Below are 15,365 nucleotides of genomic sequence, written 5' to 3'. Positions count from 1 at the left end.
ACTTTTTCTCTATTATTTATTAAGAGTGATGGGAGGAATATAATTTTTCTTTCACTTCTCTTGGTGGATAATTAATTAATACTGCTTTGTAAACTCCTTTAAATACAAACAAACTTCCTGCAGCAACCCCAATAATTTTGTGTTCATTGATCACTTCTTTGATATCATTTAAAGATCCCGCACCGCCTAAAACTGTAAGAGGAAGTGAAATTTTCTCTCGTATTTTATTGATAAGAGTCATGTCATAACCTTTCATCATTCCATCTTGATCAATGGAATTAATTATAATTTCTCCTGCTCCTAAATTTTGCGCTAATTCTACAAATTTAAATGGGTTTATTCCGGTGCCTTTTTTACCATTATGAGTACAAACTTCATATCCTCCAAATAATTTTTTCTTAACATCTAAAACTACTACAACACTTTGTGCACCAACTTTATCACCAATTCTTGTAATAAGTTCTGGAGTTTGAAGTACAGCAGAGCTGAGTGCAATTTTTTCTATCCCTAATGAGAATATTTTTTGTGCCTGCTCTACTGTTTTTACACCGCCACCGTAACAAAGAGGCATACGAGATTGGTTTGCAATTCTTTCAATTAAGCCATAATTAGGTTCTAAACCTCTTGCTGTAGCATCAATATCGAAAATAGCAAGCTCATCAACTTCTTTTTCATTAAAAATTTTAACCGCATTAATGGGATCTCCCACATATTTCGAGTTTTTAAAATTTATAGTTTTTACCAAACCATTATCTTGCAACAATAAACTTGGAATTATTCTCGGTCTAAGCATATCTTAAAGTTTCGCAAAATTATGGAGTAATATTTCGCCATAATGATGGCTTTTTTCGGGATGAAATTGAATTCCGTATTTATTCTCATGGTGTACTGCGCAGGCGAATTCAATACCGTAATGTGAAATAGCCATAATATCATCTGGGTTATTGCATTCAAAATAATAGGTATGTAGGAAATAAAAAATAGCGTCATTCTCTAAACCTTTGAATAATGCTAAGTCTTTTTTTGGTTTTACGTCATTCCAACCCATGTGCGGAAGACGAGTGACTTGATTTATTTTCGTTTCATCAAATTTTTTCACAGAAGCATCAATCCATTTCAAACCTTCCATATTTCCTTCATCACTGCAGTTCCCCATCATTTGCATCCCTACACAGATGCCAATTACCGGGATTTTTTTTTCTAAAACCAACTCATCTAATTTTGCTCTCATTCCCGAATTATTGAGTTGAGACATTGCATGATTGAAATGTCCTACGCCAGGAAGAATAAGTTTTTGAGCACCTTCTAAATCTTGTATATTTTTTGCAATTTTCACAGGAATATTTACCCTTTTATACACATTTACAAAAGCATTTATATTTCCTACACCGTAATCAATAAGTGTTATCATTTATCTAAATAATCTTTTTTCTAAGCCTAATTTCTGCATGGCTTGTGCACCAAATTTAATAAGACCCATTTTATTTTTATAATCTTTATAGGTTTTATTTTCTCCTTCGAAAATTTGCTGCAACTCGTCAGTAGTCATCTTTAATTTATGAGCAACATATTCGAACTCTTTCATTAAAAATTCTTCAGAAAGTTCTGGTTTTGAAACTCTTTCTAGTGCTTCCTCACGCGTCATTTGTCCGGTTAATATTAAACTAGAGAAATGGGCTTTTCTTTTTTGATAGCCAAATTTTCTTGGCAACCAATAATCTTCATAAAATCTTGTGAAACGAGATTCGTGGTGTTTGTGTTGAAAGGGTTGCCATTGAAATTTCTCATTAAGCAATTTTTCTACATCAATTTTATTAAAAGGAAATAAATTTAGTGGCTTATAAATAGCCATTCCATGAATATATCTGTAATAAATCTTATAAGATAAAATATCTACTAAAGGAAATGTTTTGAGGGGTATTGTGCCAAATTGACCATGTATATCATTTACTAATATTTTATCAATACCTGTAAACCCGCCCCATTCTTCAGGTTCCCTGCAACATTCTGTAGAAAAATTACTTCCTGTAATTACACTATTGATTTTATGTTTTTTGGCAAATCGATAAAGTGCAGAGAAAATGGCATAATCCTGAGGTAAATCTTGATCAGAAATTTGAGATTTTAAAAAAGAAATCTGAAGGTCTTTCATCTCTTCCCAATTAATGACTTCTGTAAAGAGATCTAATTGTAAACCATCAATAATTTTTTCGATATTTGAAACTGCTTGATTGGTATTCCAGCCAGTATCAACATGAAAAACCAATGGACGAAGACCCATAATTTCTTTAGCCACGTATACCGCATAGGAACTATCTAAACCACCACTAAGACCAATGATACAATCGAAATCTTTGTTTTTAGAATTTTTTCTTATATTTCCTGCAATTCTCATTAATTCTTTATAACCCTTATCATTGGTATGCCAATTGGGTTTTATATTCTTAATGTAATTGGTATAATAATCGCTTTCTCCTTTATCATTAAAAACAATATTGGGATCCGTAGTATCCATTATTGTTTTTGTGCAGATTTGATAAGGGCGATTAATCATCCAAAGTTTTTTGCAAAGGTATGAATTTGCGAATAATTATTTTGTGAATTGTTGCGAATTCGTGTGATAATTTAGATAATATTTTAAACTTAAAAAATATTGATGAGAATTTTTCAGTTTAGTTATTAAGCTATAAAATAAATAATTACAAAAAATAGAAAATACATTGTAATTCAAAATTCTATATTAAGCGATGGCTGTTACAATTTGTATAATAGATTACTTTTATTAAAAACAAATTCATTTAGATTATTAACTAAGAATTGATAGGTTGTTTATAAACTAGAAATCTATTTTCTTTATCTTCGGATAAAATCCCATTTTTATTAACGGCAATCACAACAAAACTTTTTTATACTATTTGGTTTATCTTTTAATAAGAATGTAATAGTCCTATTTTTTTCATCGCAGCAAAATAACCTGACTTTCTTTAAAATAATTGACATCAAGAAAACGGTAAAAACTGCTGTTCCGAATGAGCCGATATAGTCTATTATCAAAAGTGCTTTATTTTATATAAACTTATATTGTTTGACAAAATATAATTATCAAACTGTTTATAAATTACTCCTATCGAAAGTCTAAAATTTCTACTTTAACTTAATTAAATTATTTGAATTGGATGTAAATTCAAGAGGAATTTTATCTGTTGTTCTCTTAGTAATTTTAATCTCATTATTATTTAAAGAATTTCCTGCAACAGAAATGAGGCGTAAATCAGTATCTGAAGATTTACCACCTATGTCAAAATAAAATTTATTATATTCTGTGCTATTTCTCAAATTAAATGGTTCTACAATATTCCCAACCGCTCCGATCCATACTTTTGTATCTACATTACCAATATTTCCTTTTATTGTCACATCTGTTTTTTTGGTATAATAGGAAATAAATCCAAAAACCCCATCATGAACTGATAACCATTTTTTATTGTTGTAATCATTAAAAATTCTATTATCATTTTCGGTTTTACTAAGTTCAAAATTATATTTCCCTCCAATTACTCTTCCGAGTCGAATATATTGTTGACAATCTTGTAATTTTATATTTGCTTTAATATTTAATTTGGCATTATCTGGTATATCATTTTGAGACATTCCAAATTCCATGGAGAATCCTTGAAATGCTTTTTTGACTGTCATTTCAACATCAACCTTTATCGTTTTATAATTTTTGAGAAGATCAGAAAGATGCCCGGTATCCATTCGGAAACCATAAGCTACATTTTCTACATAAATATTTTTTGCAGTAATGCTTCCCATATAAGATGTACTTCCTATATCGCTTTGAATTGTTAAACCTTTGTTCCCATCTACCCAGGTTTCTACATCTACACCAGGTAAATCATAAACTTTTATATTATCAAGATTAATATTATCAAAACCGTTGGTTATAGAAATCCCATTTGAACCATGTTTCTTTTGATTCTGTATCGTTGCTGTAATCTCTAAATTCTTAATGGTAATATTTTTAACTTTGTTAAGTTGCAAAACATCCCCACCTGTTCCTGAGGTCATAAAAATTGTTCCTTTTTCTCCACTGATTGTGATGTTTGCGCAATCTAATAAAAGATCATTCTTTACATATTCTGGGGTTCTGAAAGGAAAATTTCTAGATCCTACATCATACACACCTGCTGGAAAAAAAAGGTTGAACTTATTTTTTCTTGCATCCTGAAACAAGGCTTCAATCTTCTCCCAGCGAGCATATTTTTGTTGATCCGTCTCAATTCCTTTTATGGGATAAATTCCTTTTTTTGCAACATTTATGGTATTTTTAATTTGCCCGTAGCAAATAGATGCGATAAGAAACAAGCATATAAAAGTAAAACGAAATATTAATAATTTTGAATCATTGCTTTTTTTCATAATTTAAATATAAGTAATTTTTAAATTAGGTCTTTTACCATATTTATAATTTTCTCTACTTGAACCTGAGGATTTTTATTTTCAAAAATAAAATTTTGTGCTATTTTCCCAAAACTATCCCTCTCTTCTTGTTTTAAAACAGCTATTTCTATAATTTTTTCTTTGAGACTATTTTCAGAGTTATCTTTAGGAGAAAAAAAATATTTGCAGTATTCCTCGGGAACACCATCTAATTTGTACATTATGGTCGGCGTTCCCGAAGCTAAATATTCCATAGTTTTTGATGGAAATGAATACTTAGTATATTCTGAATTATTTTGCCTTGGATTAACAAGGATTGTTGCTCTTCTTTGAAGCACCAAGCTTTCATTATTGGGTATTATTCCAAAGTACTTTATACGAGCGTCTTTTTTTGCCGCATTTTCCACATTTTCTCTACCGTCTCCGTCTCCACAAATCCATAATTTATAATCCTGATTTTCAATCAAACTAAAAGCATTGATTAATTCTATTATTCCATATCTTTTTGCTAATGTTCCTGTATAAAGAATCGTAATACTTTCTTCTTTTGAAGGTAATTCTACATTAATTTGATTATTGTAAATACCTTCAACTACAACCCAAGGTTTTCCTTTTGTATCAACCATATCTTTCATATATTTTGATATGAATACGAAAGAATCTACTTTATGAATATTTTTCTTAATCATATATTCAACATACTTAATGTACATTTTAATATGAAACTTTTTCATATCTCCACCCATCATTGCAGGTAAATCTGGAACTATAAGGCTTATCTTATTTTTGTAAGTATTGGGAATACCTTTTAGAAAGTAATCGAACATTCCATAAATTAGCAATATCTCATCTTCTTTGTTAGGAATTTCATTAATAATAAACTTTTTTAAGTTGATGGATTTACTAAATGAATCAATTAGTTTTAAATTAATAAATGGAATACTGCTATACTTGCTTCCTTTATGACCTTTTACAATAATATTACTATTGTTAGGATAGTTGGTTAAAAATGGAATTGTAATAAGCTTGGTTTCAATTGAATTAATCTTTAATCCAGAAATTATAGATTTTTGAAGCGAATCTGCAGCGTAATGAAAATCGCCTTTGGTGCTATTTATGTAATCTGAAAGTTGATCTTCAGGAAAGAAACCTCCAATAAAATTAATCTTCATGGATGATGTTTTCTATCAATTGTTTAAATTTTAAACTGTTTTTTTCAATGTTAAAATAGGATGATGCATAATTTCTGGCATTTTCAGAGAAAACAGCAATCTGCGAAGGATTTTTGAGAATTTCATCCATTTTCTCTCTTACCTCATTTTGATGATTGATAACCAAACCGAGATTATTATCTGATATTAGTTTTATGGATGCAATATCTTTGGGACCATAAGCTATTACAAGTTTATTCGTATTTAAATATTCTGGAATTTTAGTAGATACGGAAAGTTTTGTAAGTGATCTATATTCCAATAAATCACTTTCAACGTGAATGAGAGCATCAGAATCGGCTATTGCATTTTTTAATCCTTCGCCAGTTACGCATCCTTTAAAATCTATATTCGTTTCTTCAAAAATTCGTGCGACATCTTCTTTTAAAACGTCATTTGCATATACTCGCAAAATAATTGATTTTTGATCAAGTTGTGAAGAAAAACCAGCTAACATTCTCCATCTATTAAGGTGTAATCCACCAAAATAAGAAATCACAAATTTCTCATTATTCGTTATTTTAATGATAGGCAAATCGGTTCTTACCATATTCATAATAGGTTGAAACGTTTTGTTAAAATATTTACTATATTCCTCTGCCATCATATCACCAATTGCAAAACAAATTGAAGCGTCTTTGATTGTTTTAGCATAGCTCCGTTTTAACCTGCCATGTTGAATTTTCTTTAGAATATTGTCTTGATTAGGGTATATAATATAATCATCTGTATAAAAAATTCCATATTTCACTTGAAATCTGTTAGACAAAAATCTTACCATCCTATGAGTTGAGGCTTGATAGCCACCTACAAAAAAGATAAAATTGGGATTAAAATCTTTAATCCAGCTCAAAAGTGAATCTTTTTTTTCCAATCGGAAAGTTTGCCAAAGTAGATCGCGAAATAAAGCGAATGTTTGATTATGATTTCTTAAAAACTGAACTATTTTGGATTCTCCGAAATTTTGTGAGTTGTCATTTAGTGATTTTGTTAAAGAATATTTATTTTCAATCTTTGCACCATACATTGATTTTACAACATCTTTATCGGAAACATAAAAGTTTGCTTCTGCAAAATCTCTGTCTACATCGATTTCAACAAAATATAATTGCGCCAATTCCTCTTTTTTGAATTTGGAAAAAATTGCTTCCAATGTTTTACCATTGTTGCTAATTTTTGAAAAAGGATTGTGACTGATAACCAATATCTTGTTTTTCATTAAAAAAAGTTCTTTTATAGTAGGGACTATTAATATCTAAATTGAATTACATTTAGCTTTTTAAAACAATTAAGCATTTTTTATATTAAATTTAAAATATATCCAAACCGGTATACACAATAAAATGGCTATAATAGAACCTCCTATTTCGCTATAAAATATTGACATTAGCGGAATTTGAATAAGCACAACAATTATAAAAACATTTCTTAAATCCAGCATATCATTTCTAGGTTTTAGTTTATTTATTAAGAAAAAATAAAGCAAACATACTAAAATACTACCTAAAATACCATAATCATAAACTGCATAAGCAGGAAAACCGTTAAAACTATAACTGTACTCACGAGGCCATAATTTCTGTCTATATTTTAAACGATTATAAGTTGCATTTGAATCATTGGAGATGAGACCAATCACTTTCTCAAAAGTAAGTGTGCCATTAAATCCTTCGCCCTTATAAATTTTCAATACTTCAAATCCATTTAAATAGCCTTGCGACATATAATCTAAAAAACTATATGTTAATGGATCCTGTGTTACAGCATCTACAGGAATAGTTTTAGAATAACTCTTTGCCAAAGAAGTATCTTCTTGAAATCTCAAAACTGAAACATTTATAAAATACATAACAGCAACTACGCTAGTTATGATCATTCCTATTTTAATATTTCGTTTTATAAATTTATTGTAAATATTATAATGCAAATACAACATGAAGAGGTAAATAAAAACATATTGCAATACTGCTGCACGTGAAAAATAGGTGAGGCCAACAAGCATAATATTTAATGAAAGAATAAAACAAACCAATGATAATAAAAATCTCTTCTTATATAGATAGTAAAAATGAAGTGGCAAAATAAAATAACCAAAATAAGATAACATAATTGCTAAACTGAAAAAAACATTTGGAAATGGCAAATGAGATGCTATGAAATCGGCACCAACTCCTTCAGAATATTTAAATTTATTAATATCTACCACTGTGGATTGTACAATGTATGTAATAATGGACAGGATTACAAAAGCAATTGAATTAACAATAATCAGAAAATTCGTAAAATTTTTAAGTTTTTGGGAATTAGGCACAACAAATTCTTGCACTCCATAATAATTCTTCCAAGGAGAAATTATTAAAAATAATAAAACACATGATAGAAGAACATATGCGTAATCGGTTAAATTTTCCATATTCAAATCCTTTCCCATGAAAAATACACCTCCGGCAGAAAGCAACTGTATAATAACTAAAATCCAAGCCAAGGATTTGTTCTTGAGATATCCAAGAAATAGAACTAAAAAAAAAATAAAAAGTAAAACCATTTATACGTAGGTTAATCATTTAAATAAACTGATAAATCTTCATTTATTTCTATCAATTTATTATTAGATTGTTTTAATAAAGGAAATGACATTTCCACTCCAGACAAATTTAGAAGAATAATTTTACAATCAAAAGCTATTGCTTCAAAAAGTGCAGATGAATAAATGCCAATGACATATTTTGCTTTTTTCATCAATACATAAATAGATTCATTATTATCTATTATTCTCAAATTTAAATGATTATCAGAGTAATTGCGTAACTTCACTAAGTTATCTTTATTCTCTGCCGGATGTACTTTATAGCTAATTTTATAATTAGCCAACTTTTCTATATTGTTAATAATAAATTCTTGAATTTCAATAGATCCTATTGGTTGTGATATAAAAAGTAGGTGATCATTTTCCTTTGGAACATCAATAGTTTCATCAACTAACTGTTGCAAATGATAATTAGGAAGAGATAAAATATTTTTTTCACTTAATGGCAATGTCGCAAAAAACATATCTACGTTATCCCAAATATAAAATTTGTCTGGAAAGTAGGCTAAAGAATCTTTTTTTGCAAATGGAAAATTTAAAATAACATCTTTATCACTATTGAGGCCATGCTGAAGTTCATTTACAAAGATTTTGTTTTGCTTCGCAGCATCTATTAGGGAACATCTATCACAAGAATTAATGATGAATATTTCTTTTGGTTTTTTCTTTTTTAATAACCGATCATAAAGACTAAATTCAATTTTAAACTTATTAATTTCCGAATTAAAAATGCCTAAAACATTTATATCTAAATTAAATTCGTTGGTAAGATCTTTTCTAATAGATTTTATTTTTTTCAACTCTGAATCAGTGAAATTACCTTTTTTTATTTTTGAGAGAAAAGAAGTATAAAAATGGATAAAATCCAGATGTTTTACTTTCTTACCTCGTTTGTAAAAACTTTCATTTTCATTATAATACGTTTCATACGTAGTAATGTTTTTTCCTTGTTTTTTTAAAATATCATGCAAATAATGAGTATAAATATCAATATAAGAATTCTTACTTCTATATTTTCTACCACTTTCAAACATTAAAATTTCGCTTTTTGCAAAATCAAAAAAAGGATTGTAGATCATAGCATTTGCTAATAATCTATAAAGTATTCTTTTTAGATTATTAAATTTTTGTTCAGTCGGCTGTTCTACATTTCCGGGCATATAGTGAGTTATAATTTCGGTAAAAATTTTCACCCTTACAATTTGCCAAGGAAAAACATTGTTGATTTTTAAATTTAGAAGTTGTTTTTTCTCTTCTAATTTCAGGAATTTATCCGTGATTTCTGAAAACGATAATTGCTTTGGTTTGATGTTTTCCATTTTTATGCGATGTGCGTTGCCTTATAAGAAAGATAAATCCCACTTATAAGATTTAATGTGTTAGCGACCAATATTCCAAATGACACCCCAATAATTTTATCATCAAACAACTTTAGAAACAAAAAAGTAAGTACAACGACAAGTACAGAATATAAAACTTGATAGATTATCATATACTTCCATTTTTTCATACTCCAAATAACATTTACACCAATTACGGAACCTTTCATAATTCCTGCCAGTAATAAAATTTGCATTGGTATTATACTTTCTATATAATTCGGAAAATAGTCTGTTACTACTATCGGTATCACAAAATAGCCTATTACAAAAAGTGGCAGTTGAATAATGAATAATAAAACTGTTATTTTTTTTACGTATTTCCAAAGGATTAATGTATTCTTATCTTTCCCATATTGATAAGACATTTTAGGATAAATATAACTTGCAATAGAATTAGCAAAAAGCGTTGAAAAAGCTAATGCGTATAATGCAAAAGAATAAAATCCCACACTTTTCAGGTCTGTGTATTTAATTAAAATTAGTTTATCAAAAGTAAGTGCTAAAGATTCTATATAAGCTAAAATAAATATTGGAAATCCAACTTTTGCCAAATTAAAAAAAACTTTCCGATCCCATTTTAAGGAAACTTTAATAGGTCTGTTTATATGTAAAAGTGCAACAAATATGATGATAACAATAACGGCTTTTAGCAATAAACCATAGTAGGAGAAATATAAGACTAAAAATATGGTGATAATATTTACAAACGCATCAATGATCTGCAAATAGGACAACTTTAAAAAAGAATTATTCGAACGAAAAGTTGAAAGCAAATGATTTTGGTAAAAAGTTAATACGATAATACAGGATACGGCTAAAACACCAAATTTAATTTTAATATTTTCGAAAGGGAAAAATAGATACAGCATAAATCCTATTACAAAAAATGCACTAGATATATAAAGCGTAAATGTTTGCGTTACACTTACCATTAATCTGCCTCTTTTATTTTTTCCCTCACCAAAAGACAGTGGTAATTCGAGGTTCAATCCATTAATTACACCGCCTTGCAAAAATAAGGCATACGTGATGAATAAGGAAAGCGTAGACCATAATCCCAAATCTTCAGGTGAAATAAATTTTGCAATAAAGAAACCCGCAATTAACGTTGCAACAGCTTTAGTAATAGAGCTTGAAGCATAAATAATCGGTGTTTTATAAGTAACAAAACCTTTTTTTATCTTTCCGGGTACTGTTCTCATCTATTTAATTTTCAAGATCTATATCCTTTTTCGGAAATTATTTTTTAATATTATTTTCTAAAATAAACCCAAATTTTTAATTTATTATTGATATTACAAAATAAATTAAAAATTTGGGCTTATCTTTAAGTGCTTTCGATTAATCTTCTAATCCAGACTGTGCAACATTATGTCTCAGTTTCCATTGACCATCTGCATCTTTACCCCATAAGTGAGGTGATCTAAATTTGTCGCATAATTCATGGAAATACTCTGGCTCCATACCAATATACTCCATGATTTCATCGAAGTATCTATCTGGGAATTCTCCATCAAATCTATTCACTAATGCTACACCCTCTTCTCTAGTTAAGTGTCTGTTTCTGATTTCCTGAGCTGCATCGTAACTTGCTCTTCCAATTCCAAATTTAATAAAGGTAGTAAAGAAGTGTAAATCATCAATTTTATCGTCGATTCCACTGTATTTACTGAAAGTTCCTTGTGTTCTGTGAGGTCTTGCTTTGAAACCTGTATTTTCTACTGCATAGTAATACACTTCTTGTGGAGTCCATTTTAGATAATACCCAAGATAATGAACTTCAATATTTGCTTTCTCAAGATCTTCCAATTTGGGAGGTAAATAAGACATCAAATCACTTAAACGAACATCATATTTTTCAACCAATTCCTTTACAGAAACACCAGCAAGAAATATCTCATCCAAGTGTTCAAAACTATAATAAGATTTATCTCTCAAAGAAGATGTATTATCAGCTAAAGGGTTACCATATTCTGCCTCATTTTCTCCATAAAATATCAGATTGATACCGTGTTGTGCCGCAATTTTTGGAGCAAGGTTCTTTTGTCCTAAGATAAATGTTTGGAATGGATGTAATAGATTTTCGATTGATAGTTTTGTCAACAATTTCATCACTTTTCCATTTCTGTAAAAAGATATATTGTCAAAACCGCTATCCAACCAGTTTCTCCAGTTTTTTAAACCATAATCGGTATACAAAATTGGAGGCCAAGTTACCGTTAGGGGGTTCATATTGTATTTATATTTTAGAACATGTGCTTGGTAAGCACTGTCTTTACCACCACTTCCAGGAACCAAACAATCATACGAACCGTCGTTCTTTCTGTGCTTATCCAAAAGCTTAACAAGCTCTTCTTCACGCATCCCCCAATCGATACCATCTTTGATTTCGGCAGTTCTACATGCATCGCAAACACCATCCTCATCAAAATTCATGGTAGTTTTTTTGCTGTCAATAGTGTGCTTGAATTCTACAGCGGAAGTTGGTCTTTGATTAGACATTACACACTTGGTACAAAACTTCACTTCTTGAGGTAAGCCGTAATACGCTTCTAGTAATTTTTTTTCTGACATTTGTTATATTAAATTATTATTTAAAGCCCAATTTTTATAAATAGAAATTCCTTTATCTGCACTCTTTTCCGGGTGGAATTGTGTGGCAAATATGTTTTTGTAAGAAACAGATGAGCAGAATTCTATCTCATCATAATTTGTTAAAGTTAAGATACAAGAATCATTTTCAGGTTTTACAAAATAGGAGTGGATGAAGTACATAAATTCATTGTTGTCCAACTCAGTTAAAGGGGTATTTTTCCAATCCTGCTCTGCAGCATAGATTTTGTTCCAAGAGATATGAGGTACCTTTATTTTTCTGTCTTCTACTTGTTCTGGGAATCTTTTTATTACTCCTGCAATAATATCGAGTCCGTTACCTGCTCCAAATTCTTCACTTTCTGTAAAGAGCAATTGCTGTCCTAAACATACCCCAAATAAAGGAGTATCATTGGCAACTTTTTCTTTAATAGCGCTTACCAAATCAAGATTTTTCAGATTATTCATTCCTTCATTGAAGGCACCTACTCCAGGTAATACAAGAGCATCTGCATTCATTACATCTTCTCTGCTGGAACTCATTATAGAATTCATTCCTACAGTGTCACAAGCTTGCTTTACACTGAATAGATTACCCAATTTGTAATCTATAATCACTACTTTCTTTTTATTATCCATTATAATCTGCATTCAATGTGGTTAGCTAATAATTCTCTTTTAACATCGGAAATACTGCAAGGCTCAAAAGTGTGAAAAGTTCTTTTTTGTTTCAAGAATTCCACATTCCCTTCAAGTTCAGAACCATTTGATTCATTTTCTTTGATAAAGTCATAGTGAAATAAAGACGATATCATCACAGCACTTGGATGTGCGGTTTTCAAAACGTCTACCACATCTTCTTTTTTTCCTGCTCCACCGTGAGCAATAACCGGAATGCTCACAAGGCTGCTTAACTTAGAAATAAGTTCAGAATCATAACCCTGACCTGTTCCTTCTTTATCTACAGAGGTAATAACAATTTCACCTGCGCCCAATTCGTTTACTTTCTGAGCCCACTCGAATACATCAACACCGGTGTATTCTCTTCCATTATCTGTATAAGCAAGGTATTTACCTTCACTTTCTTTGATGGCTTCGATTGCCACTACAATTGTAGAAGAACCAAACATTCTTGATGCATCTTTTATAAGTTGCGGGTTTTTTATTGCAGCCGTATTTAAACAAACTTTATCAGCACCTACACGCAATACCTCTTTAATGTCAGATATGGTTCTAAGACCTCCTCCTACTGTTATAGGAATAAATATCTTTTTTACTGTTTCGGAAATAATATCGTGAAGGCTATTTCTTTCGTATAAAGATGCTACCACATCCATGAACATCAATTCGTCTGCTCCTTGTTCGTAGTAGTATTTAGCAAAATCAGAGGGTTTACCTAAAACTCTTAAACCTTCCAAATGTATTCCTTTAACCAGATTAGGACCTTTAATATCTAATCTTGGAATAACTCTTACTGTATTCATATTTTATTTTATTTAAATTGCAGTCCACCCTCCATCAACCATCAGATTATGTCCTGTTATAAACGAAGCATCATCTGAGAGTAAAAACGAAATAGCCGGTGCCATTTCTTCTGGGTTTCCTAATCTTTTTAATGGCGATTTCTCGCTATATCTTTTTATAAATGATGGATTTTGGTTTTTCTCGTCTAAAACTCCACCCGGTGAAACACAATTGACTCTGATATTATATTTTCCATTATAAGATGCCAAATATTTTGAAAAATTAATAACACCACCTTTTATTGCTGCGTAAGCTGCAGGAGATGTTCCCCCATATTCTTCGTACAAAGTGAAATCATTACCCACCACTCCATAAATTGAGGCTATATTAACGATAGAACCACAATTCTGCATCTTCATAATTTTTATTGTTTTCTGACAAATATAAAATACTGAATTCAGCTGCATATCTACATTTTTTGTCCAAGAATCGTATGGTATATCTTCAAACTTAGCTCCCCAATCGGCAGTTCTTGGATAGGCCAAATTGACAAGTCCATCTATTTTACCATATTTATCAAGAACAATCTGAAGAAGTTCATCTACTGCCTGTGGTTGTGTAATATCATTTGTTAAAAATAAATCTGCTTCACAGTCGAAGCTTTTAACATCTACAGCAATTACTTTCGCACCATATTTTACAAGATGTTTCAAGGATTGTTGTCCTATTAAACCACCTGCACCAGTGAGTATAATAACCTTATTTTTTAATCCTTCATACATAATTTTAGGATAGTATTTGCTTCTTCAATTGTGTTAAATTTTTCACTCCCTTTCAAGATATTTTCAACAAAAAATTCTATCTGACTATAATAAGTATCCACTATTCTTTTTTGCGATGCAAAGATACATTTATTATTAAATTCAATTGTATTTTTTAATAAATCAACATAATATGCTCCTTTATCAGTGATCACCTCAATCGACCTTTTCCTTTCTTTTCTGAAATAATTTAAAATTATTGATGCAGAAAAAGTTTTATAAGTCCACAAATAATTGGCGTAATCGTACGCAGAGATTTTGAGAGACGAAGTATTCGAGAAAAAGGAATTTGTTTTATCAGGGTTGCCAAAAAGCCAATAAACATAATCCAATTCATGAATCAAATCGATATGTACACCTCCTCCCATTTCTTTGTTGGCACTATAAACGGTTCTAAAATCTACTCCCGGTCTCCAATCTGGAAGATATGATCCACAGTAAACATTGACTTCATTAATTTTTTCGTCTTTTAAAATTGTTTTTAACTCTTTTATACAATCTAAAAACCTGAGATTACATGCAACATAAGTGGTAATTCCCTTTTTTTCAATTTCATCAACAAGAGATTGGGTTTCGTTGTTTATTTCTGAAAACAAAGGTTTTTCTATAAACAAGGGTATATCAAATTCAACTAACTTTTGAATGGTAGAAAAATGTTCTGAAGTGGGATTTGATATTAAAACAAAATCCAACTCTGACACTTTTACATCATTGAGATGATAAGTATCAATTACTCCTGCAATATCACTTTTACTATTAGGATTACTCCTTAATGCATAAATTTCAGCTGATTGATCTAACTGATTGATAGCGATAATATGCTTTTTTGCGATGGAACCTAAACCAATAATTAAAACTTTCATTT

Annotated in this window: 14 protein-coding genes; all 14 read right to left on the bottom strand. The window is 30.0% G+C overall.

What is annotated here, in order from left to right:
• Window positions 1-19: 19 nt before the first annotated feature.
• The 14 genes from MQX03_RS06405 to MQX03_RS06340 all read right to left on the bottom strand — a co-directional run bounded on the left by MQX03_RS06405 (window position 20) and on the right by MQX03_RS06340 (window position 15,363).
• Window positions 20-793 (bottom strand): AglZ/HisF2 family acetamidino modification protein, encoded by a 774-nt coding sequence (locus MQX03_RS06405; protein WP_242802170.1) that lies wholly within the window; start codon window positions 791-793, stop codon window positions 20-22.
• 3 nt (window positions 794-796) lie between these two features.
• The gene (hisH, locus tag MQX03_RS06400) at window positions 797-1,411 is read right to left on the bottom strand and encodes an imidazole glycerol phosphate synthase subunit HisH (RefSeq protein ID WP_242802169.1); all 615 of its coding nucleotides are present in this window, start codon (window positions 1,409-1,411) and stop codon (window positions 797-799) included.
• The gene (locus MQX03_RS06395) at window positions 1,412-2,554 is read right to left on the bottom strand and encodes an N-acetyl sugar amidotransferase (protein WP_262916916.1); all 1,143 of its coding nucleotides are present in this window, start codon (window positions 2,552-2,554) and stop codon (window positions 1,412-1,414) included.
• 590 nt (window positions 2,555-3,144) lie between these two features.
• Window positions 3,145-4,422 (bottom strand): hypothetical protein, encoded by a 1,278-nt coding sequence (locus MQX03_RS06390; protein WP_242802167.1) that lies wholly within the window; start codon window positions 4,420-4,422, stop codon window positions 3,145-3,147.
• A gap of 20 nt (window positions 4,423-4,442) precedes the next feature.
• Window positions 4,443-5,615, bottom strand: coding sequence for a glycosyltransferase (locus tag MQX03_RS06385; protein WP_242802166.1), 1,173 nt, complete (start codon window positions 5,613-5,615; stop codon window positions 4,443-4,445).
• Window positions 5,605-6,807 (bottom strand): glycosyltransferase, encoded by a 1,203-nt coding sequence (locus MQX03_RS06380; RefSeq protein ID WP_242802165.1) that lies wholly within the window; start codon window positions 6,805-6,807, stop codon window positions 5,605-5,607. The genes MQX03_RS06385 and MQX03_RS06380 overlap by 11 nt, the downstream gene beginning before the upstream one ends.
• Before the next feature lie 135 nt (window positions 6,808-6,942).
• Entirely contained in the window at window positions 6,943-8,199 is a 1,257-nt protein-coding gene (locus MQX03_RS06375) for an O-antigen polymerase (RefSeq protein WP_242802164.1), read from the bottom strand.
• 11 nt (window positions 8,200-8,210) lie between these two features.
• A complete protein-coding gene (locus MQX03_RS06370; protein WP_242802163.1) occupies window positions 8,211-9,560 on the bottom strand; it encodes a hypothetical protein in 1,350 nt (449 codons plus the stop codon).
• A 2-nt stretch (window positions 9,561-9,562) separates the two neighbouring features.
• The gene (locus MQX03_RS06365; protein WP_242802162.1) at window positions 9,563-10,825 is read right to left on the bottom strand and encodes an oligosaccharide flippase family protein; all 1,263 of its coding nucleotides are present in this window, start codon (window positions 10,823-10,825) and stop codon (window positions 9,563-9,565) included.
• A 139-nt stretch (window positions 10,826-10,964) separates the two neighbouring features.
• Window positions 10,965-12,197, bottom strand: coding sequence for an N-acetyl sugar amidotransferase (locus tag MQX03_RS06360; RefSeq protein WP_242802161.1), 1,233 nt, complete (start codon window positions 12,195-12,197; stop codon window positions 10,965-10,967).
• 3 nt (window positions 12,198-12,200) lie between these two features.
• Complete coding sequence (hisH, locus tag MQX03_RS06355; RefSeq protein ID WP_242802160.1) at window positions 12,201-12,866, bottom strand: imidazole glycerol phosphate synthase subunit HisH; 666 nt, start codon at window positions 12,864-12,866, stop codon at window positions 12,201-12,203.
• Window positions 12,854-13,699: an imidazole glycerol phosphate synthase subunit HisF gene (gene hisF, locus MQX03_RS06350; RefSeq protein ID WP_242802159.1), complete on the bottom strand. Its 846-nt coding sequence runs from the start codon at window positions 13,697-13,699 to the stop codon at window positions 12,854-12,856. The genes hisH (MQX03_RS06355) and hisF overlap by 13 nt, the downstream gene beginning before the upstream one ends.
• Window positions 13,700-13,711: 12 nt before the next feature.
• Complete coding sequence (locus MQX03_RS06345) at window positions 13,712-14,461, bottom strand: SDR family oxidoreductase (protein WP_242802158.1); 750 nt, start codon at window positions 14,459-14,461, stop codon at window positions 13,712-13,714.
• A complete protein-coding gene (locus tag MQX03_RS06340; RefSeq protein ID WP_242802157.1) occupies window positions 14,446-15,363 on the bottom strand; it encodes a Gfo/Idh/MocA family protein in 918 nt (305 codons plus the stop codon). The genes MQX03_RS06345 and MQX03_RS06340 overlap by 16 nt, the downstream gene beginning before the upstream one ends.
• Window positions 15,364-15,365: the final 2 nt, after the last annotated feature.

Source organism: Chryseobacterium aahli, from assembly GCF_022699665.1.
GTDB classification, from domain to species: Bacteria; Bacteroidota; Bacteroidia; order Flavobacteriales; family Weeksellaceae; genus Chryseobacterium; species Chryseobacterium aahli.
Note: the sequence above shows the minus strand (reverse complement) of the source record. Positions and strands in the feature narration are given on the sequence as shown.